Origin of the sequence: Amycolatopsis sp. NPDC049688 (genome assembly GCF_040674975.1) — a bacterium.
Taxonomy (GTDB): domain Bacteria; phylum Actinomycetota; class Actinomycetes; order Mycobacteriales; family Pseudonocardiaceae; genus Amycolatopsis.
Genome location: NZ_JBFANY010000006.1, coordinates 25108 through 44784, shown reverse-complemented (window position 1 = coordinate 44784; position 19677 = coordinate 25108). Strand labels below are relative to the sequence as shown.

The window sequence follows — 19677 nt, the reverse complement described above, 5'->3', positions numbered from 1 at the left end:
GCTCGAGTCAGGGCGTAGGGGAAGACGTCCCTCGTCGAGCAAGCGGAGGTAGCAGTGAGCACCCGTGGCAGCACCCGAGGTGTGGTGTACGTCCACTCGTCGCCGTCTGCGGTGTGTCCGCACGTCGAGTGGGCCATTTCGGGCACCCTGGGTGCCCGCGTTGACCTGAAGTGGACGGCGCAGCCGGCCAGTCCGGGTCAGCTTCGCGCCGAGTGCGGCTGGCGCGCGCCCGCGGGCACCGGCGCCAAACTGGCGGCCGCGCTCAAGGCGTGGCCGATGATTCGGTTCGAGGTGACCGAAGAGCCCAGCGCGGGCGTCGACGGCGAACGGTTCTGCTTCGCGCCCGGCCTCGGCCTGTGGCACGGCCGGACCAGCGCCAACGGCGACATCGTGGTGGGCGAAGACCAGCTGCGCGCCCTCGTCAGCATGACGCGCGGCGGCGAGTCGCTCGCGCACAAGCTCGACGAACTCCTCGCCGCGAGCTGGGACGAGGCGCTCGAGCCCTTCCGCCACGCCGGCGACGGCGCTCCGGTGACCTGGCTGCACCAGGTCGGCTGAGCCCGGGACGGGGGCCGGTACGCTCTCCGGGGTGACCACCCCCGCCTCCGGCTCCCGCCAGCGCTGGCTGGTGCCCGTCGTGGTCGTCGTGCTGTCGGTGACCGTCGGCGGCGGTCTGCTCGCGCGCGAGCTCTACCGACGGCCCGACCAGCCCGTCGACGACACCTCCGTCGCGGTGCCGCCACCGTCCCCGGCCAGCAGCGGCGCTCCGGGCGCGGCCGGCGAAGTCGGGATGACCGACGACGCGCGGGCGCACCCGCAGGCCGACGCCGTCCGCCGGGTGCTGCAGAAGTACTTCGAAGCCATCAACACCCGGCAGTACCCGCTGTGGATCGACGTGGTCACCGACGAGCGGGCCGCTGCCCAGTCGCAGAGCGACTGGAAGAAGGGCGTCCGCACCACAAAGGACAGCGACGCTCTCGTCTACCGGATCGAGCGCTCGTCCGGGAACTCGCTGCGGGTCCTGGTCGGGTTCACCAGCCGGCAGGCCATCGAGGACGCTCCGGTGTTCTTCCGCGAGCCCTGCATCAAGTGGCGGCTGGTCATGCCGATGGTGGTCGGCGACGACAAGGCGCTGAGGGTCGCCGCCATCGACGGCGGGCCACCGCCCGAACACGAGAAGTGCTGAACGTGAGAAGGGGCCCGGCCGAAGCCGGGCCCCTTCTCACGTCAGGAAAGCTCAGACCGTGAACAGCAGCGCGGTGTTGTGGCCGCCGAAGCCGAACGAGTTGCTGATCGCCGCGGTCAGCTCGAGCTTGCGCGGCTCGCCCGCGACGACGTCCAGCTGCACCCGCGGGTCCAGGTCGGTCAGGTTCCGGGTGGCCGGCACGATGCCGTGGTAGAGCGACAGGATCGTGATGATCCCCTCGACCGCGCCCGCGCCGCCGACGAGGTGCCCGAGCGAGGCCTTCGGCGCCGTCACGACCGGGTGTTCCCCGATCGCGTTGCGGATCGCCGCCGCCTCGCCGATGTCACCGACCACAGTGGACGTCGCGTGCGCGTTCACGTGCCCGATGTCCGCGGCGGTCACCCCGGCCATCTTCATCGCCGCGCGCATGGCGGCGATCTGGCCGATCCCCTCGGGGTGGTTGCCCGTGATGTGGTAGGCGTCCGAGGTGATGCCGTGCCCGGCGATCGTCGCGTAGACGCGCGCCCCGCGGGCCTTCGCCTGGTCCGCGCGCTCCAGGATGACCACGCCGGCGCCCTCGCCGAGGACGAAGCCGTCGCGGCTGGAGTCGAACGGCCGCGACGCGCTCGCCGGGTCGTCGTTGCGCGTGGAGACCGTGCGGGCCTGGGCGAACCCGGCCAGCGTGATCGGGTGGATGCACGCTTCGGCGCCCCCCGCGATCACGACGTCGGCGCGCCCGGAGCGGATCATCTCCACCCCGCTGGCGATGCCCTCGGCGCCCGAAGCGCAGGCCGAGGCCGGGGAGTGCACCCCGGCCCGCGCCTTGAGGTCGATGCCCACGTGCGCGGCCGGGCCGTTCGGCATCAGCATCGGCACGGTCAGCGGCGACACCTTGCGGAGACCCTGCTGGTGCAACAGGTCGTTCTGGGTGAGCAGGGTGACGGGCCCGCCGACGCCGGTGCCGATCGACACGCCGAGGCGGTCGGGGTCCACGTCGGTGTGCTCGTCGGTCGGCTCGGTGTACCCGGCGTCGGCCCACGCCTGCCGGGCCGCGATCAGCGCGACCTGCTCGCAGCGGTCCATCCGGCGGGCCTGGACCCGCGGCAGGACATCGGTCGGCTCGACGGCCAGCTGACCGCCGATCTTGACCGGCAGCTGCAGCTCCTCGACCCAGTCGGCCTCGATCGCCCGGACCCCGCTCCGCCCGGCCAGCAGACCGTCCCAGGTGGACGTGACGTCCCCGCCGAGCGGTGTGGTGGCGCCGAGACCGGTGATCACGACGTCGATGTTGCTCATTTGAGTCTCCTCAAGGAGGGAAGAGGACTTACTTCGAGTTGGCCGACACGTAGTTCACGGCGTCGCCCACGGTCTTGAGGTTGGCGAGCTCGTCGTCCGGGATCTTGACGCCGAACTTGTCCTCGGCCTGCACGGCGATCTCGACCATCGACAGCGAGTCGATGTCCAGGTCGTCCACGAACGACTTCTCGGCGGTGACGTCGTCCTGAGCCACACCGGCCACCTCTTCGACGATCTCGGCGAGGCCGGCGAGGATCTCAGTGTTGTCAGCCATGGGGTAGTTCCCTTCTCGGTCTTTCTGGGGGTCTGTTTCCCTCGGGCGAATGCCCGCGGGGAGCGTAACGGTGATCAGGGGCAGAGGAACGCCTGCCCGGCGTAGGACAGGCCCGCGCCGAACCCGACCGCCAGCACCACGTCGCCGGACTTGGCCGTCCCGGCCTTGCGCATGTGGTCCAGCGCGAGGGGGATGGACGCCGACGAGGTGTTGCCGGAGAACCTGATGTCGTCGGCGACGACCATGTCGTCGCGGGCGCCGCCCGACCGCAGCTTCTTCGCGATCGCCTCGACGATCCGCAGGTTCGCCTGGTGCGGGATCAGCACGTCCACATCGGACGGCTTGAGCCCGGCGGCCTCGAGCGCCTGCATGGCGATCGGCGCGATCTTCGTGGTCGCCCACCGGAAGACCGACTGGCCCTCCTGGTAGATGTACTTCTCGTCGCGCATGTAGATCAGGTCGACCAGGTCACCCGCGCTGCCCCACGACACCGGGCCGATGCCCGGCTCGTCGGACGGGCCGACGACCGCGGCGCCCGCGCCGTCGGCGAAGATGATCGCGTTGGCCCGGTCGACCGGGTCGACCGAGTCGGTGAGCTTCTCCGCCCCGATGACCAGGACCTTCTTCGCCGAGCCGGCCCGGATCAGGTCGGAGGCGACGCCGAGGCCGTAGCAGAACCCGGCGCACGCGGCGTTGAGGTCGAACGCGCCGGGGCTCGGGATGCCGATCCGGGCCGCGACCTGGGCGGCGGCGTTCGGGATCAGCGTCGGCATGGTGCAGTTCGGCAGGATCACCGTGTCCACTTCGGACGGGTCCACCCCGGCGTCGGCCAGCGCGGCGGTGCCGGCGGCGACGGCCATGTCGGTGAGCAGCTCGTCCTTCTCGGCGAACCGGCGCTCGACGATCCCGACGCGGGTCTGGATCCACTCGTCGCTGGTTTCCATGGTCTGCGACAGGTCGTCGTTGGTGACGATCTTCGCGGGCTGGTAGCTGCCGACACCCAGCACGCGGCTGCCGCGGGAGCCGGTGGTCAGGCTCAGGGCGGGTCGGTCGGTCACGAGGCGTCCTCCTGGCGCAGCGCGGCCAGCTCGGCCGGCGTCTTCAGCGCGGTGATAGTGGTGACGACGCCCTTGAGCTGCCGCTTGACCAGGCCGGTCAGCGTGCCCGCGGGCGCCAGCTCGATCGTGCGGGTGACGCCGAGCGAGACCAGGCCGTCCATCGTCAGGTCCCAGCGGACCGGGCGGGTGACCTGGGAGACCAGCCGGGCCAGGTACTCGGCCCCGCTGGTGACGACGGCACCGTCCGCGTTGGACAGCAGCGGCCGGGTGGGGTCGGCCGGGCTCAGTTCGGCGGCGTGGGCGCGCATCGCCTCTTCGGCGGGCGCCATGTACCGCGTGTGGAACGCGCCGGCCACCTTGAGGGCGCGGATCTTCGTGCCTTCGAGGGGTTCGGCGACGATCTTCGCGATCGTGTCGGCGGCACCGGAGGCGACGATCTGCCCGGCACCGTTGCGGTTCGCGGCGGTCAGGCCCTGCTCTTCGAGCCACGCGACGACCTGCTCGGGGTCCCCGAGCATGACCGCGGCCATCGACGTCGGTTCCAGCGCGCACGCCTTCGCCATCTCGGCCCCGCGGACGGCGGCGAGCGCGACGGCGTCTTCGGGCTTCAGCACCCCGGCGATCGCGGCGGCCGCGAGCTCGCCGACGGAGTGGCCGGCGACCGGCGCGTCCGCGGGCACCGGCGCGGTGGCCTGGAGGTGCTCGAAGGTGAGCAGCGACAGCGCGACGATCAGCGGCTGCGCGATCGCGGTGTCCTGGATCTCCTCGGCTTCGGCCTCGGTCCCGAGGCGGAGCAGGTCGAGCCCCGCGCGCTCGGACCACTGCGCGACGCGCTCGCGCGCGCCGTCGAGGTCGAGCCAGGGCGTGAACATACCGGGGGCCTGGGACCCCTGACCGGGAGCGAGGACTGCTGCTGTCACCCTTCAAGACAACACGGCGAGGGGTGTTTCCCGGGATGCCGACGTTCACAGTGTCTGTGCGGCGTCTTTGTCGGAAACCTCCAAAGACGCGCCGCAGAAGCTCGCGCGTAACCCGGATGCCTTGTCGGGTTCAATCACCTTTCGCTGTTAAGTCCATCACGTGACGCCCGTCTCGCGAAGGGGTCACCAGAGGCCGCGAGCGCGAGCGAGCCGTCCCACCGTCAGGGCGATCCGCAGCACCAGGGCGTCCCGCGGGTCGGTCGGCTGGCAGCCCGTGAGTTCCGCCGCCTTCCGCAGCCGGTAGCGGACCGTGTTCGGGTGGACGAACAGCGTTTTCGCGCACGTCTCCAGCACGCCGCCGCTCTCCAGGTACGCCTCCACCGTGCGCTGCAGCGTCGGGCCGGCCTCTTCCAACGGCCGCGCGATCGTGTCCACCAGCAGGCGCTCGGCCTCCGCGTCCCCCGACAGCGCGCGCTCGGGCAGCAGGTCCGCCGAGCGCACCGGCCGGGGCGCGGCCGGCCAGCCGACCACCGCCCGCAGGCCCGACAACGCCTCCGTCGCGCTGTGGTGGGCCTCCGCCAGCGTCGGCACCGTCGGGCCGGCGACCACCGGGCCCTCGGCGAACGCCACCGACATCCGGCCGAGGATCTCCCGCTCCTTGACCCCGCCGTCGGTCGGCCCGCCGACCACGACGACCAGCCGGGAGCCCTGCACCGACAGCAGCACCGGGCGGCCGACGCGGGCCGCGCGGCTGCGGACCTCGAACACCACCGTCGGCGGGTCCTCCGAAGGCGGGTTGCCGACCAGCACCGTGGCGGCCGCGGACGGCTCCCAGCCCAGCGCCGTGGCGCGCGAAAGCACCGATTCCTCGGCGTCGCCGCGGACGATGCCGTCGACGACCAGCGCCTCCAGCCGGGCGTCCCACGCCCCGCGCGCCTCCGCCGCGGCGGCGTAGGAATTCGCCGCCGCGAAAGCGATTTCCCGGCCGTAGCGCAGGATGCCCTCGATCAAAGCGGCGCGTTCGGCCTCGTTCGCCGCGAAATCCGGCAGCTGCTCCTCGAACACCTCGATGGCCAGCCGCACCATGCCGACCGCCTGCCGCAGGCTGATCCACCGCGACAGCTCGGCCGGCGCGTCCCGGAACGCCTCGGTCGTGAGCTTCAGGGCCTCCTTGGAGTCCCGCAGCCAGCCGACGAAGCCCGCGGCCCCCGCCTGCGTGATCAGCAGGACGCTCGCGCGCTGGTCGGCGGGCAGCCGGGCGAACCACGGCAGCCGCCGCTCCATCACCGCGATGCTCGCGCTCGCCAGGTCGCCGGACGCGCGTTCCAGCCGCCGGAGCGTCTTCGCGGACAGTCCGTGGTGCTTCGGCACCGGGCGCGGGGCGGGGGTTCCATCCATGGCGACGCGATCCTACGTGCCCGCAACTTTCGTAGCCCCCGGCGGCAACGCGCGAGGCTAGGCGGGGCGTGTACGCACTGCCTAGGATCGTGGCCACATCACCGAACGGGGGAACCGGAATGACCGGTTTGGAAATAGACGGGGTATCCAAACGCTACGGCGACGTCGTCGCCCTGCGGGAAATGACGTTCGACGTCCGGCCGGGGGAGCTGTTCGGCTTCGTCGGCAGCAACGGCGCCGGCAAGACCACGACCATGCGGATCGCCCTCGGCGTGCTGTCCGCCGACGCCGGCGAAGTCCGCTACGACGGCGTGCCGGTGACGCACGAAACGCGCCGCCACATCGGCTACATGCCCGAAGAACGCGGGCTCTACCCGAAGATGAAGGTGGCCGAGCAGCTGACGTACCTGGCGCGGCTGCACGGCATGCCCGCGGCCGACGCGCGGGCGTCGGCGGAGAAGTGGACCGAACGGCTCGGGGTCGCCGGCCGCCGCGACGACGAGGTCCAGAAGCTGTCGCTGGGCAACCAGCAGCGCGTCCAGCTGGCCGCGGCGCTGGTGCACGAGCCGCGGATCCTGGTGCTCGACGAGCCGTTCTCCGGCCTCGACCCGGTCGCGGTCGACGTCATGAGCGAGGTGCTGAAGGAGAAGGCGGCCGAAGGGGTGCCGGTCGTGTTCTCCAGCCACCAGCTGGATCTGGTGGAACGGCTGTGCGACCGCGTCGGCATCGTCCGCAGTGGACAGATGGTCGCCAAGGGCACGGTCGGCGAGCTGCGCGCCGGCGGGGCGGTGCGGCTGCGGGTCGACGTCCCCGAAGCCGGGGACGGGTGGGCCGACGGCCTGCCCGGGGTGAAGGTGCTCGGCCGGACGGGGCCGGTGACCGAACTCGAACTGGGCGAGGGCGCCGACGACCAGGCGGTGCTCAAGGCGGCGCTCGCGACCGGGCCGGTCCGCGAGTTCGCCCGCGAGCAGCCGTCGCTGACCGAACTGTTCCGCTCCGTCGTGACCCACCAGGAGGTTCCCGCATGAGCACCCCGGTCCCGGACGTCCGGATGAGCCCGGCGGCGGCCGTCGGCCTGGTGGCGTCCCGCGAGATCAGCACCCGGGTGAAGTCGAAGGCCTTCCGCGTCAGCACCGTGATCATGCTGCTGCTGATCGTGGTGGGCATCGTGCTGATCAAGCTGATCGCCGGCGGCGGTGGCGCCGACTCGACTGTCGGCTTCACCCCGGCCACGGCGCCGCTGTCGGCGCCGCTGAAGGCCGGCGGTCAGGCGGTCGACGAGAAGATCGACCTCGTCCAGGTCGCCGACGAAGCCGCCGGGCGCGCCAAGCTGGCCGACGGCTCGATCGACGCGCTGCTCACCGGAGACGGCAAGAGCGTGCACGTCCAGGTGAAGAAGGACCTCGACGGCAAGCTCGCGAACGTCCTGCAGCTGCTGTCCCAGCAGGTGGCGGTGAACCAGCAGATCGTGGCGCTGGGCGGGGATCCGGCCCGGTTCCAGGCCGCGATCGCGTCCGCGAAGTTCGTCGAGGACCCGCCGCTGGAGCAGCCGTACGACTACAACGGCCAGCAGCTCGTGCTGGGCATCGTCGCCGGCATCCTGATCTACCTGTCGCTGATGATCAACGGCCAGACCGTCGCGCAGGGCGTCGTCGAGGAGAAGACGTCACGGGTGGTCGAGCTGCTGCTGTCGACGATCAAGCCGTGGCAGCTGATGGCCGGGAAGGTGCTCGGCATCGGCGTGGTCGGGCTGATCCAGATGCTCGTGATCGGCGTCGGCGGGGTCGTCGCCGGGCTGGCCACCGGCGTGCTCACCATTTCGGTTTCGGCGGCCGTGGGCACCGTCGTCTGGCTGATCGTGTGGTACCTGCTCGGGTTCTTCATGTACTCGATCGTGTTCGCCGCGCTCGGGGCGCTGGTTTCGCGCCAGGAAGACGTCGGCGGCGCGACGATGCCGGCGCTGATGTTCGTGATCGCCGGGTACGTGATCGGTATTTCGGTGCTGCCGTCGGATCCGGGCAACACGTTCGTCGAGGTGCTTTCGGTGATTCCGGTGTTCTCGCCGACGCTGATGCCGATGCGGCTGGCGATGGGCGGGGTGCCCGTTTGGGAAGCGGTGGTGTCGGTGGGGCTGGTGGTGCTGCTGATTCCGGCGTTGATCTGGCTGGCCGCGCGGATCTACCGGAATGCGGTCATGCGCACCGGGGCGAAAGTCAAACTCCGCGACGCCCTGCGTGCCGCCTGACGTTCCCCCGCTGTTCAGGCGGGTTTTCCGCCGGTAATGCTCGAGGCCGCCCGGCGCTTGCGGTTTACGCTGCGCCGGACGGCCTCGTCTCCCCGGTCCCCACCGGTAGAACCAGTATGGCCACGGGTGATCTTCGCGCGCCAGTCGTCTCACTCGATCGTGGGGCGCACGAGTTGCCGCCCCCGGGTACTTGATCGACGATCCGGTGCAAATCCGTGGAGGGAGTCGGTATGGGCCAGCAACTGAAGGACGGGCTCGGGCAGGCGTGGGCGATGGTGGCCACGTTCGTCCCGAAACTCGTGGGATTCCTGATCATCCTGCTGATCGGCTGGTTGATCGCGAAAGCCGTCTCGAAAGGGCTGGCGCTCGTGCTGGGGAAAGCCGGATTCGGGAAACTGGTCGAGCGGGCCGGGCTGAGCGGAAAGGTCGGCCAGCAGAAGATCGACGCGACCGGGATCCTGGTCAAATTGGTCTACTACTTCATTCTGCTGATCGCGCTGCAGCTGGCGTTCGGCGTGTTCGGGCCGACCAACCCGGTGAGCCAGCTGCTCAACGACATCATCGCGTTCCTGCCCCGGATCGTGGTGGCGCTGGTGCTCGTGGTGGTGGCCGCGGCGATCGCGAAGGTCGTGCGTGACGTCGTGGCGTCGGCGCTGTCCGGCCGGGGTGCGGCGCGCCCGCTGTCGCTGGGCGCCTACTGGCTGATCATGGCGTTCGGCATCATCGCGGCGCTCGGCCAGGTGAACATCGCGACGGCGATCACCGGCCCGGTCCTGATCGCGGTGCTGGCCACGATCGGCGGCGTGATCGTGGTCGGCTTCGGCGGCGGCCTGATCAAGCCGGCCCAGGACCGCTGGCGCGGCTGGCTGGCGAACATGGAGCACCAGCTGGAGACCCCGGCCCAGCGCACGGGCGAGATGGGCACGGGCCCGTCGACCCGGCGCGCGGCGGTCGGCGTGGACAGCACCCCGACGTCGCCGGTCGGTACCCCGCGCCCGCAGGGCTGAGGCGGCGGGGGACGGCGCGGGCCCGGCGGACGAGGAAGCCGCCGGGCCCGCGCCGTCCCACCGTCCGGGATGTCTCGCCCCTCACACTCCCTGGGGAATTCCCCCTCTCCGGAGCATGTTGGGAGCGGTAGGACGAAAGGGGCGTGACGTGGACTTCCTGCTGCACCACGGGATCACCGTGCTCGGCCAGTGGATTTCGATCGCGGAGCTCGCCGGGCAGGTGTTCGCGCTCGCCGTCGTGTTCCTCGCGCAGCGTCGCACCCTGTGGACGTGGCCCGTGCAGGTCGGGGCCACCGTGCTGCTGTTCGCCGTCTACGTCTCCGCGCACCTGGGCGGGCTCGCCGCGCGGCAGGTCGCCATCCTCGCCATCTCCGTCTACGGCTGGTGGGCCTGGACGCGCCGGCAGGACCCGGTGTTCGGCGTCGTCGTCCGCAAGGGCCGGCTCGCCGAGCGGCTCGCGATGGTCGGTGCCTTCGTCGTCGGCACCACCGTGATGGCCCTGGTCCTCGACGCCCTCCACGCCTCCTGGGCACCGTGGCCGGACGCCGCCATCTTCGTCGGCACCCTCGTCGCCTTCGGGGCGCAGGGGCTCGGGCTGGTCGAGTTCTGGCTGGTCTGGCTGGCCGTCGACGCGATCGGCGTCCCGCTGCAGATTTCCTCCGGGCTCTACTTCTCGGCCGCCATCTACATCGTGTTCGCCGGGCTCGTCGTGCACGGCTGGTGGAGCTGGAACCGCTCCGCCAAGCGCGTCGAGGCGCGGGTCATGGCAGCATCCAGCTGAGCACCGGCGTGCTCTGACCCCACACGATCAGGCACATCACCAGCAGCAGCCCGACACTCCACGGCAGCACCTTCCGCAGCAGCTTGCCCTCCTCGCCGGGCAGGTTCGCCGCCACGCAGGCGATCGTGAGGTTCTGCGGCGAGACCATCTTGCCCAGGACGCCGCCGGAGCTGTTCGCCGCCGCCAGCAGGTCCGCCGGCAGGCCCGTCTGGTGCGCCGCCGTCACCTGCAGGGCGCCGAACAGCGCGTTCGCCGAGGTGTCGGACCCCGAAACGGCGACACCGAACCAGCCCAGCACCGGCGAGAGGAACGCCAGCCCGGCGCCCGCGGCGGCGATGAACGTGCCGATCGTCGACGTCTGGCCGGACAGGTTCATCACGTAGGCCAGCGCGAGCACGCCGGTCACGGTGAGGATCGCGAACCGCAGCTCCTTGACCGTCGCCAGCCACTCCCGCGCGGTGTCGCCCGCCGAGACGGCCAGCAGCACCGCCGTGATGACGCCGGCCAGCAGCACCAGTGTCCCGCCGGTGTTGAGGAACGGCAGCGAGAACGTGTTGCCGGACACCGGTTTCCCGTTCGGCCCGGCGACGTTCAGGCCGGGCCAGTGGAACTTCCAGGTCGCCTTGTCCAGCAGCTTCTTGACCTGGGGCAGCACGGCGATCGAGAAGATCACGATGATGAGCAGGTACGGCAGGTAGGCCTTCACGACGTCGTTGCGTGAATCCTCCGGCGGCACCTCCGCGGCCGCCGTCCCGCCGGTCCCGATCCGGACGGCTTCGGGCACCGGGCGCCGGGTCTGAGGGAGGGCCACCAGGGCGGCCGCGCCGGCGAGCGCCGCGCCGATGTCGGCCAGCTGCGGCGACACGAAGTTCGAGGCGAGGAACTGCACGACCCCGAACGCGACCCCGCAGACCAGCGCGGGCAGCCAGGTGTCCTTGAGCCCGCGTTTCCCGTCGACGATGATCACCAGCAGCAGCGGCACGACCAGCGCGAGCAGCGGCGTCTGCCGCCCGACGATCGACGAGACCTCCTGCAGCGGCAGGCCGGTGACCTGGGCGAGGGTGACGACCGGGGTGCCCATCGCGCCGAACGCGACCGGTGCGGTGTTGGCGACCAGCGCGACGACGGCCGCCTTGACCGGGTGGAACCCGACGGCCACCAGCATCACGGCGCTGATCGCGACCGGCGCCCCGAACCCGGCGAGGGCCTCCATGAGCGCGCCGAAGCAGAAGGCGATGATCAGCGCCTGGATGCGCGGGTCGTCGGAGATCCGGCCGAACGAGCGGCGCAGGACGTCGAAGTGCCCGGTCCGCACGGTGAGCCGGTAGATCCACAGCGCGTTGACGACGATCCACATGATCGGCCACAGCCCGAACGCGGCGCCTTCCAGTGCCCCGGAGACGGCCTGCACGACCGGCATCCCGTACGCGGCGACGCCGACGACGAGCGCGACGAGCAGCCCGATCAACGCGGCCTGGTGCGCCCGCATGCGGACGGCCCCGAGCAGCACGAGGACGGTGGCGAGCGGCAGCACGGCGACCAGCGCGGACAGGCCGAGTGAGCCGAGGGGAGTGAGATCCTGGACGAACACGGGCGACCTCCGTTTTCCACGATGCGAAAACGGCCTTTCGGCGGGTGTCCGAGATCTTCGTCACAAACCAGGCGGTCCGTCAAGAAGTTGAGACCGGTTGGCCCAACAGGTCAGGGCTTCACGGCTTGGGCAGCACGGCGAGCGCGGTCTCGGCGATCGCGCGGATTTCGGCCGGCTCGACGCCGCCCTTGCCGAGGGCTTCGAGGCCGCGCAGGACGGCCAGGACGAGGCCGCCCAGGTGGGCGGCGTCGGGGCCGGGGTCGATGTCGCCCGCGCGTTGCGCGCCCGCGATGCACGCCGTCAGGTGCTCCTGCAGGTCGTGGAACAACTGCCGGCTGCGGGTCGCGACCGCCTCGTCGTGCTCCGCGCATTCGGCCGTGCTCTTCGCGATCAGGCAGCCGCGGCGCGCCCGGTCGGCGACGACCGACTCGGCGATCGCGCGGACATGGTCGCCCAGTCGCCGGTAGGCGGTCTCGTCGGGCCCCTCGAGCTGCCGGCGCGTGCCGTCGGCCGCTTCGCCGCAGTAGTGGTCGAACACGCGCAGGAACAGCGCGTGCTTGTCGCCGAAGGCGCCGTAGAGGCTGCCTTTGCCGAGGCCGGTCGCCGCGGCGATGTCGTCGACCTTCGTGCCCGCGTAGCCGGTCTCCCAGAACTGGTCGCGGGCCGTGTGCAGCACCGCCGCCTCGTCGAAGCTCCGGGGTCTCGCCATGCCCTCAGGCTACCCATTCTTGACTATCTCGTCCAGAACGGCGTACGTTCTGGACGAGATAGTCAAGAACTCGGAGGAGCATCGTGAACCTGGAGAACAAGACCGCCGTCGTGACCGGCGGGGGCACCGGCATCGGGCTCGCCATCGCGAAGCGTTTCGCGGCCGAAGGCGCGCACGTGTTCATCACCGGCCGCCGCAAGGAGGTCCTCGACGACGCCGTCGCCGAGATCGGCGGCAATGTGACGGCGGTCCGGGCGGACTCGGCGAACCTGGCCGACCTCGACGAGCTCTACCGCGCGGTGGCCGAACGCGGCCGCGGGCTGGACGTCGTCGTGGCCAACTCGGGCGGCGGGAGCTTCGCCCCGCTCGGGGAGATCACCGAGGAGCAGTTCGACACGACGTTCGGCACCAACGTCAAGGGCGTCGTCTTCGCCGTCCAGAAGGCGCTGCCGCTGCTGAACGCGAACGCGTCGATCATCCTGACCGGCTCGACCACGTCGACGCGGCCCGGCGCGGCCTTCAGCGTCTACGCGGCGACGAAGGCGGCGGTGCGCAACTTCGCCCGCAGCTGGGCCCTCGACCTCGCCGGGACCGGCACCCGGGTCAACGTCCTGAGCCCGGGCCCGACTCGCACCCCGGGCCTGCTGGGCCTGGTGGACGAGGACGGGCAGCAGGAGCTGGTCGACGCCCTGGTGGCGCAGGTCCCGCTGGGCCGGCTCGGGGACCCGTCGGAAATCGCGGCCGCGGCGTTGTTCCTGGCCACCGGCGAGTCGAGCTTCGTCAACGGCGTCGAGTTCTTCGTCGACGGCGGCCAGGCACAGGTCTAACGCAGGGTCGCGTGTGAGGGCTTGAGGTCGGCGAGGGTGCGGACGCCGAGCAGCTGCATCGTGCGGACCAGCTCCGTCCGCAGGATGTCCACGCAGCGCTGGACGCCGCGCTCGCCGCCGGCCATCAGGCCGTACAGGAACGCGCGGCCGACCAGGACCGCGTCCGCGCCGCGGGCGATCGCCGCCACGATGTCCCCGCCGGACAGGATGCCCGTGTCGATCCAGACCTCCGCGCCGCCCTGGACCTCGTCGAGCACCGCCGGCAGCAGCTCCAGGGGGGTCGGCGCCCGGTCGAGCTGGCGGCCGCCGTGGTTGGAGATCAGGACCGCGTCCGCGCCGTGCTTCACGACGTCGCGGGCGTCGTCGACGTTCTGCACGCCCTTGACCACCAGCTTCCCCGGCCAGGTCTGCCGGACCCAGTCGAGGTCGTCGAAGTTCAGCGTCGGGTCGAAGAGCTTGTTCAGCAGCTCGGCGACCGTGCCGCCGAAGTGGTTGAGCGAGGCGAACTCGAGCGGCTCGGTGGTGAGCAGGTTGAACCACCACGCCGGGTGTGTCGCGCCGTCGAGGAACGTCTTGAGCGTCAGCGCGGGCGGGATGGTCAAGCCGTTGCGGACGTCCCGCAGGCGGGCGCCGCCGACCGGCGTGTCCACGGTCAGCATGAGTGTGTCGTAGCCCGCGGCCCACGCACGATTCATCAGATCTTCACCGGCGCCGTGGTCGCGCCAGACGTAGAGCTGGAACCACTTGCGCGCGTCCGGCGCGGCTTCGGCGAGGTCCTCGATCGACGTCGTCGCCATCGTCGACAGCCCGACCGGAATGCCGTTGCGCTCGGCGACGCGGGCCACCGCGCGCTCGCCCTCGTGCTGCATCATCCGGGTGAACCCGGTGGGGGCGAAGGCGAACGGCAGTGCCGAGGTCTTCCCGAGGATCTCGCGTGTGGTGTCCACATCGGACACCCCGCGCAGCACGTTCGGGTGGAACTCGATCCGGCGGTACGCCTGCCGGGCGCGGCGCAGGCTGTCTTCGAGCTCGGCCGCGCCGTCGGTGTAGTCGAACGCCGCCCGCGGGGTGCGCTTCCGCGCGATCATCCGCAGGTCGGCGATGGTGTGCGCGTTCGCCAGCCGCCGGTCCGTCGGGTTCAGCACGATCGGCTTCGGCCGCAGGATCTGCTGTAGCTCACTCGGCTTCGGCAGTCGTCGCTTCGTCACCTTGACCCACTCCTCACGTGCACGGGCCCGGCAGACATCAGATGTCTGCCGGGCCCGAACCTAGCACTCGATCACGCGTTCCCGGAATCCGACGTCTGCGGCCCGGCGGCCGAGATGTCGTCGAGCCGGTACTTCCCGGCCGCCTCCAGGACCTTCGCCTGGTCGACCTCGCCGCGCTTGGCCAGGATCGACAGGGCCCCGACGGTGATGGACTCGGCGTCGACCAGGAACTTCCGGCGCGCCGCCGGCCGGGTGTCGGAGAAGCCGAAGCCGTCGGTGCCCAGCGTCAGCATGTCGGTCGGGACGTACGGGCGGATCAGGTCCGGCACCGCGCGCATCCAGTCCGACACCGCCACGACCGGCCCGTTCGTCCCGGAAAGCGCCTCGGTGACGTACGGCACGCGCGGCTCGCTGCCCGGGTAGAGCAGGTTGTCGTGGTCGATCTCGACGGCTTCGCGCCGCAGCTCGGTCCACGACGTCGCCGACCACACCGCGGCCCGCACGCCCCACTCCTCGGCCAGCAGCTTCTGCGCCTTGAGCGCGTCCGGCATCGTGACGCCCGAGACCAGGATCTGCACCTCGGGACCGTCGCCCTCGGGGGCGTCGGCGTACTTGTAGAGGCCCTTGAGCAGGCCGTCGACGTCGAGGTTCTCCGGCTCGGCGGGCTGCTGGTACGGCTCGTTGTAGATCGTCATGTAGTAGAAGACGTTCTCGCCGTTGCCGTCCGGGCCGGCCTCGCCGTACATCCGGCGGAGGCCGTCCTTGACGATGTGCGCGATCTCGAACGACCACGCCGGGTCGTAGGCCACCGCGGCCGGGTTGGTCGCCGCCAGCAGCAGCGAGTGCCCGTCCGCGTGCTGCAGGCCCTCACCCGTCAGGGTGGTCCGGCCGGCGGTGGCGCCGAGGACGAACCCGCGGGCCATCTGGTCGGCGGCCGCGTACAGGCCGTCACCGGTCCGCTGGAACCCGAACATCGAGTAGAAGATGTAGATCGGGATCATCGGCTCGCCGTGCGTCGCGTACGACGTGCCGACGGCGGTGAACGACGCGGTCGAGCCCGCCTCGTTGATGCCCTCGTGCAGCAGCTGGCCCTTCTCGGACTCCTTGTAGGCCAGCATCAGGCTCGCGTCGACCGAGGTGTACGTCTGGCCGTGCGGGTTGTAGATCTTGGCCGTCGGGAACATCGAGTCGAGGCCGAAGGTGCGGGCCTCGTCCGGGATGATCGGGACGACCCGCTTGCCGATCTCGGAGTCCTTCGCCAGCTCGCGGACCAGCCGGACGAACGCCATCGTGGTGGCGACCTCCTGCTTGCCGGAGCCCTTCCGGATGCCCTCGTAGACCTTGTCGCCGGGCAGCACCAGGGCCTTGGCGGCCTTGGGACGGCGTTCCGGCAGGAAGCCGCCGAGCGCCTTGCGGCGGCCGATCATGTACTCGATCTCGGGCGAGTTCGCGCCCGGGTGGTAGTACGGCGGCAGCTTCGGGTCGCGCTCGAGCTCCTCGTCGCTGATCGGGATCCGCTGCGAGTCGCGGAACAGCTTCAGGTCGTCGAGGGTGAGCTTCTTCATCTGGTGGGTGGCGTTGCGGCCCTCGAACGCCGGGCCCAGGCCGTAGCCCTTGATGGTGTGGGCCAGGATCACCGTCGGCTGGCCGTGGTGCTCCAGCGCCGCCTTGTAGGCCGCGTACACCTTGCGGTAGTCGTGGCCGCCGCGCTTGAGGTTCCAGATGTCGGCGTCGGACAGGTCCTTGACCAGGTCCTTCGTCCGCGGGTCGCGGCCGAAGAAGTGCTCGCGGACGAAGGCGCCGTCGTTGGCCTTGTACGTCTGGTAGTCACCGTCCGGGGTGACGTTCATCAGGTTGACCAGGGCGCCGTCGCGGTCGGCGTGCAGCAGCGAGTCCCACTCGCGGCCCCAGATGACCTTGATGACGTTCCAGCCGGCGCCGCGGAAGTACGACTCCAGCTCCTGGATGATCTTGCCGTTGCCGCGCACCGGGCCGTCGAGCCGCTGCAGGTTGCAGTTGATCACGAAGGTCAGGTTGTCGAGACCTTCGCCGGCGGCGACGTGGATCAGGCCGCGGGACTCGGCCTCGTCCATCTCGCCGTCGCCGAGGAACGCCCAGACGTGCTGGTCGTTCGTGTCCTTGATGCCGCGGTCGCGCAGGTAGCGGTTGAACCGGGCCTGGTAGATGGCGTTCATCGGGCCGAGGCCCATGGACACCGTCGGGTTCTCCCAGAAGTCCGGCATCAGCCGCGGGTGCGGGTACGACGGCAGGCCGCCGCCCTCACCCGCGTGGCTGAATTCCTGGCGGAAGCCGTCGAGCTGCGACTCCGACAGCCGGCCCTCGAGGAACGCGCGGGCGTAGATGCCCGGGGAGGCGTGGCCCTGGATGTAGATCTGGTCGCCGCCGCCGGAGTGGTCCTTGCCGCGGAAGAAGTGGTTGAAGCCCACCTCGTACAGCGCGGCGGAGGAGGCGTAGGTCGAGATGTGCCCGCCGACGCCGACCCCCGGGCGCTGCGCGCGGTGCACCATGATGGCCGCGTTCCAGCGGATCCAGGCGCGGTAGCGGCGCTCGATGTCCTCGTCGCCGGGGAACCAGGGCTCGTTCTCGGTGGGGATGGTGTTGACGTAGTCCGTCGAGGTCAGCGCCGGGACGCCGACGTTCCGCTCCCGGGCGCGCTCGAGGATGCGCAGCATCAGGTACCGGGCCCGCTGCTGCCCGCCCCTCGCGAGGGCCTCGTCGAAGGAGTCCAGCCACTCGGCGGTCTCCTCCGGGTCGATGTCGGGCAGGTGCGCCGCCAGTCCGTCACGGATGACGCGTACGCGTGCCGGGGTCTCCTTGCCGGAGGCGCCGTCGTTCTGCGGGGCCAAGGGGTCTCCTTGCGAAAGGTTGTAGCCGGTGGTGCTCGTCCGCGGGGGTGTACGACTCTCCATCGTCGTCTTCCGTCCCGGCTTCCGCACCGCTACTTGGCGGTAACATCGTCCGGCCCGGTCGAGCCACTCCCAGCGCGCGGTGTATCGCGCGCGCGTTTACTTCTCCCCCACCCTAGGGGACGGCACCCGAAGGGGTGGCAGAGCGGGGGCGCGAGGTACCCGAAACGCCGTCGCGGACGGCCGGTCGCGGGCCGTATCCTGCGACACGAGTTGTCAAAGATCCGGTGTGGACGGTTGCGCGCGGAGCCTCACCAGTGTTCGCTATCGGCAACCGGGTCGCCGAGTGTGGCGCCGCCATACCCTCGACGAGGGTGGGGGATGCCACACTCCGTCGTAGTTGGAGGAGTGAAAGCAGTGGTCGCCGCGGGAGACGCTGATCAGAGCAGCGTCGCCGAGAGGCTCGGCATCAAGCCCGAGATGGTGGTCCAGGAGATCGGCTGGGACGAGGACGTCGATGATGACGTCCGCGCGGCGATCGAGGAGCAGATCGGCGGGGACATCCTCGACGAGGACGCCGACGAGGTCATCGACGTGGTGCTGCTGTGGTGGCGCGAAGACGACGGCGACCTGGGCGACGCGCTCATCGACGCCAGGGGCCCCCTGGAGGAGACCGGCGTGATCTGGGTCCTCACCCCCAAGACGGGACAGCCGGGGCACGTCGAGCCGAGCGAAATCGCCGAAGCGGTGCCTGCCGTCGGCCTGGCCCAGACCGCCAACATCAGTGTCGGCCCGAACTGGATCGGCACCCGCCTGGTGTCGCCGAAGTCGAAGTCGAAGCAGCGCTGAGCCGGTCCCGCCGGACGGACACGATAGGGTTGTCGTCGCAGGCACGTGTCCGTTCGGGAGAGGAAACGCTGGTATGACCGTCGAGGTCGGTTCTGAGGCCCCTGACTTCACGCTCAACGACTACAACAAGCAGCCGGTCCAGCTGTCGTCGTTCCGCGGTGACAAGCCGGTGCTGCTGGTCTTCTACCCGTTCGCGTTCAGCGGCATCTGCACGGGCGAGCTGTGCCAGCTCCGCGACGAGTTCGCGGACTACGACGGCAAGGGCGTCCAGGTCCTGGGCGTCTCGGTCGACACGCCGTTCTCGCTGAAGGCGTGGGCCGAGAAGGAGGGCTACCAGTTCCCGCTGCTGTCGGACTTCTGGCCGCACGGCGAGGTGGCTCGCGCTTACGGCGTCTTCAACGAGGACGCCGGCCTGGCGGTCCGCGGCACGTTCCTGATCGACACCGCCGGTGTGGTCCGGTTCGCCGAGGTCAACGCCCCGGGCGAGGCCCGCGACCAGCAGGGCTGGAAGAAGGCCGTGGCCGAACTGACGGCTTGAGTTCCCCGCGGCGGCGGTCCCTTGGCGGGCCGCCGCCGCGCGGGCGCATAGCTCAGCGGAAGAGCACTCGGCTTACACCCGAGCGGTCGCAGGTTCGAACCCTGCTGCGCCCACCATGACCATCGTCGTGCCTTATCACCAGGATGAGCGGTTGCCCGACAGCAGCATCCCGCTGCCCGGGCCGGCCGTCGTCGAGATCGTCGAAACGGTCTTGCCCGCCGGGGACGTCTGGACGCGCCTGGTGGCGTTGTTCGACGTCGTCGCGGACCGGGTGGCTGCCCGGCTCGGGACTCCGGAGGCTGACGCCCCGGTGGTGGTGTCCGGGGACTGCCTCGTCGCCGGCGCCACGATCGCGGGTGCGCAACGGGCGGGCCTCGACCCGTCGGTGGTCTGGTTCGACGCGCACGGCGATGTGCACACCCTGCGCAGCTCGACCTCGGGCTACCTCGGTGGCCTGGCGCTGCGGCTCGTGCTCGGCGCGCACGAGGAACTGTTCGCCGCGCCCTTGGGGCTTCGTCCCCTGGCGGAACACCAGGCGGTGCTGGTCGATGCGCGCGATCTCGACCCCGCCGAGGCCGGCTACCTCGCCGGCAGCGACGTCCGGCGCCACGGGGTCGAGGACCTCCAGGCCGCGCTGGTGCCCGGCGGGCCGCTCGTGCTGCACATCGACGTGGACGTGATCGACCCCGCCGAACTGCCGGGGACCCGCTTCCCCGCCCCGGACGGGCCCACGCAGGCAGCCGTGCTCGACGCCGTGCGCCGCGTGCTGGACACGGGCCGGGTCGTCGCCGTCGACATCGCGTGTCCCTGGCACCCCGCCCGTGACGAGCAGGACACCGCCACCCGTGCCCGCCTGCTCGCCGAACTCCTCACCGCGGCCCGGAACGGGCTCTGAGAGCCACGGCGTAATTCATTGGCCCGCC

General features: G+C 70.9%; 19 protein-coding genes and 1 tRNA gene. 11 read left to right on the top strand and 9 right to left on the bottom strand.

The features are described from left to right. Positions 1-54 precede the first annotated feature (54 nt). Together AB0J55_RS21325 and AB0J55_RS21320 are read left to right on the top strand one after the other, a co-directional pair. On the top strand, positions 55-558 hold the full coding sequence (locus AB0J55_RS21325; RefSeq protein ID WP_026469134.1) for a DUF3145 domain-containing protein: 504 nt from the start codon (positions 55-57) through the stop codon (positions 556-558). Positions 559-589: 31 nt separating this feature from the next. Then, on the top strand, positions 590-1186 hold the full coding sequence (locus AB0J55_RS21320; protein ID WP_364250904.1) for a hypothetical protein: 597 nt from the start codon (positions 590-592) through the stop codon (positions 1184-1186). A gap of 51 nt (positions 1187-1237) precedes the next feature. On the opposite strand, the gene AB0J55_RS21315 is transcribed toward AB0J55_RS21320, so the two are convergent. The 5 genes from AB0J55_RS21315 to AB0J55_RS21295 all read right to left on the bottom strand — a co-directional run bounded on the left by AB0J55_RS21315 (position 1238) and on the right by AB0J55_RS21295 (position 6132). Next, positions 1238-2482 carry a beta-ketoacyl-[acyl-carrier-protein] synthase family protein gene (locus AB0J55_RS21315; protein ID WP_364250901.1) on the bottom strand — a complete coding sequence of 415 codons (1245 nt, stop codon included), beginning with the start codon at positions 2480-2482 and terminating at the stop codon, positions 1238-1240. A gap of 28 nt (positions 2483-2510) precedes the next feature. Continuing rightward, positions 2511-2756 carry an acyl carrier protein gene (locus AB0J55_RS21310; protein WP_037820481.1) on the bottom strand — a complete coding sequence of 82 codons (246 nt, stop codon included), beginning with the start codon at positions 2754-2756 and terminating at the stop codon, positions 2511-2513. A gap of 74 nt (positions 2757-2830) precedes the next feature. Continuing rightward, positions 2831-3814 carry a beta-ketoacyl-ACP synthase III gene (locus tag AB0J55_RS21305; RefSeq protein ID WP_364250898.1) on the bottom strand — a complete coding sequence of 328 codons (984 nt, stop codon included), beginning with the start codon at positions 3812-3814 and terminating at the stop codon, positions 2831-2833. Beyond that, positions 3811-4734 (bottom strand): ACP S-malonyltransferase, encoded by a 924-nt coding sequence (locus tag AB0J55_RS21300; protein ID WP_364250895.1) that lies wholly within the window; start codon positions 4732-4734, stop codon positions 3811-3813. The genes AB0J55_RS21305 and AB0J55_RS21300 overlap by 4 nt, the downstream gene beginning before the upstream one ends. Positions 4735-4917: 183 nt before the next feature. After that, positions 4918-6132, bottom strand: a complete 1215-nt coding sequence (locus AB0J55_RS21295) for a helix-turn-helix domain-containing protein (RefSeq protein ID WP_364250892.1) — start codon at positions 6130-6132, stop codon at positions 4918-4920. Between the two features lie 119 nt (positions 6133-6251). On the opposite strand from AB0J55_RS21295, the gene AB0J55_RS21290 reads away from it, so the two are divergent. The 4 genes from AB0J55_RS21290 to AB0J55_RS21275 all read left to right on the top strand — a co-directional run bounded on the left by AB0J55_RS21290 (position 6252) and on the right by AB0J55_RS21275 (position 10165). After that, on the top strand, positions 6252-7160 hold the full coding sequence (locus AB0J55_RS21290) for an ATP-binding cassette domain-containing protein (RefSeq protein WP_364250889.1): 909 nt from the start codon (positions 6252-6254) through the stop codon (positions 7158-7160). Beyond that, positions 7157-8377, top strand: a complete 1221-nt coding sequence (locus AB0J55_RS21285; RefSeq protein WP_364250887.1) for an ABC transporter permease — start codon at positions 7157-7159, stop codon at positions 8375-8377. Before AB0J55_RS21290 ends, AB0J55_RS21285 begins: the two co-directional genes overlap by 4 nt. Positions 8378-8607: 230 nt before the next feature. Further along, a complete protein-coding gene (locus AB0J55_RS21280) occupies positions 8608-9384 on the top strand; it encodes a hypothetical protein (RefSeq protein WP_364250885.1) in 777 nt (258 codons plus the stop codon). 148 nt (positions 9385-9532) lie between these two features. Beyond that, positions 9533-10165 (top strand): nicotinamide mononucleotide transporter family protein, encoded by a 633-nt coding sequence (locus AB0J55_RS21275; RefSeq protein WP_364250882.1) that lies wholly within the window; start codon positions 9533-9535, stop codon positions 10163-10165. Here the strand turns inward: AB0J55_RS21275 and AB0J55_RS21270 are convergent. Both AB0J55_RS21270 and AB0J55_RS21265 read right to left on the bottom strand, forming a co-directional pair. Then, positions 10146-11756: an L-lactate permease gene (locus AB0J55_RS21270; protein ID WP_364250879.1), complete on the bottom strand. Its 1611-nt coding sequence runs from the start codon at positions 11754-11756 to the stop codon at positions 10146-10148. The two genes, AB0J55_RS21275 and AB0J55_RS21270, sit on opposite strands and share 20 nt — an antisense overlap. Before the next feature lie 118 nt (positions 11757-11874). After that, entirely contained in the window at positions 11875-12465 is a 591-nt protein-coding gene (locus AB0J55_RS21265) for a TetR/AcrR family transcriptional regulator (RefSeq protein ID WP_364250876.1), read from the bottom strand. A gap of 83 nt (positions 12466-12548) precedes the next feature. Between AB0J55_RS21265 and AB0J55_RS21260 the strand changes: the two genes are divergently transcribed. Beyond that, positions 12549-13292, top strand: coding sequence for an SDR family oxidoreductase (locus AB0J55_RS21260; RefSeq protein ID WP_364250873.1), 744 nt, complete (start codon positions 12549-12551; stop codon positions 13290-13292). On the opposite strand, the gene AB0J55_RS21255 is transcribed toward AB0J55_RS21260, so the two are convergent. Both AB0J55_RS21255 and aceE read right to left on the bottom strand, forming a co-directional pair. Further along, positions 13289-14500, bottom strand: a complete 1212-nt coding sequence (locus AB0J55_RS21255; RefSeq protein WP_364250870.1) for an alpha-hydroxy acid oxidase — start codon at positions 14498-14500, stop codon at positions 13289-13291. The genes AB0J55_RS21260 and AB0J55_RS21255 overlap by 4 nt on opposite strands. A gap of 71 nt (positions 14501-14571) precedes the next feature. After that, positions 14572-17367, bottom strand: a complete 2796-nt coding sequence (gene aceE, locus AB0J55_RS21250; protein WP_364250867.1) for a pyruvate dehydrogenase (acetyl-transferring), homodimeric type — start codon at positions 17365-17367, stop codon at positions 14572-14574. 417 nt (positions 17368-17784) lie between these two features. Here aceE and AB0J55_RS21245 point away from each other — a divergent pair, with 417 nt between their 5' ends. The 4 genes from AB0J55_RS21245 (at position 17785) to AB0J55_RS21230 (ending at position 19649) form a co-directional block, all read left to right on the top strand. After that, a complete protein-coding gene (locus AB0J55_RS21245) occupies positions 17785-18216 on the top strand; it encodes a DUF3052 domain-containing protein (RefSeq protein WP_003084504.1) in 432 nt (143 codons plus the stop codon). A 73-nt stretch (positions 18217-18289) separates the two neighbouring features. Continuing rightward, positions 18290-18754, top strand: coding sequence for a peroxiredoxin (locus AB0J55_RS21240; RefSeq protein ID WP_364250864.1), 465 nt, complete (start codon positions 18290-18292; stop codon positions 18752-18754). Positions 18755-18795: 41 nt separating this feature from the next. Next, positions 18796-18870: transfer RNA gene (locus AB0J55_RS21235), tRNA-Val, on the top strand. Positions 18871-18905: 35 nt separating this feature from the next. Further along, positions 18906-19649 carry an arginase family protein gene (locus AB0J55_RS21230; RefSeq protein ID WP_364250861.1) on the top strand — a complete coding sequence of 248 codons (744 nt, stop codon included), beginning with the start codon at positions 18906-18908 and terminating at the stop codon, positions 19647-19649. The last annotated feature ends 28 nt before the right edge of the window (positions 19650-19677 follow it).

Coding starts and splice junctions, on each gene's coding strand:
- AB0J55_RS21315 (WP_364250901.1), bottom strand. CDS start 2,482: ATGAGCAACATCGACGTCGTGATCACCGGTCTCGGCGCCACCACACCG.
- AB0J55_RS21310 (WP_037820481.1), bottom strand. CDS start 2,756: ATGGCTGACAACACTGAGATCCTCGCCGGCCTCGCCGAGATCGTCGAA.
- AB0J55_RS21295 (WP_364250892.1), bottom strand. CDS start 6,132: ATGGATGGAACCCCCGCCCCGCGCCCGGTGCCGAAGCACCACGGACTG.
- AB0J55_RS21290 (WP_364250889.1), top strand. CDS start 6,252: ATGACCGGTTTGGAAATAGACGGGGTATCCAAACGCTACGGCGACGTC.
- AB0J55_RS21285 (WP_364250887.1), top strand. CDS start 7,157: ATGAGCACCCCGGTCCCGGACGTCCGGATGAGCCCGGCGGCGGCCGTC.
- AB0J55_RS21280 (WP_364250885.1), top strand. CDS start 8,608: ATGGGCCAGCAACTGAAGGACGGGCTCGGGCAGGCGTGGGCGATGGTG.
- AB0J55_RS21265 (WP_364250876.1), bottom strand. CDS start 12,465: ATGGCGAGACCCCGGAGCTTCGACGAGGCGGCGGTGCTGCACACGGCC.
- AB0J55_RS21240 (WP_364250864.1), top strand. CDS start 18,290: ATGACCGTCGAGGTCGGTTCTGAGGCCCCTGACTTCACGCTCAACGAC.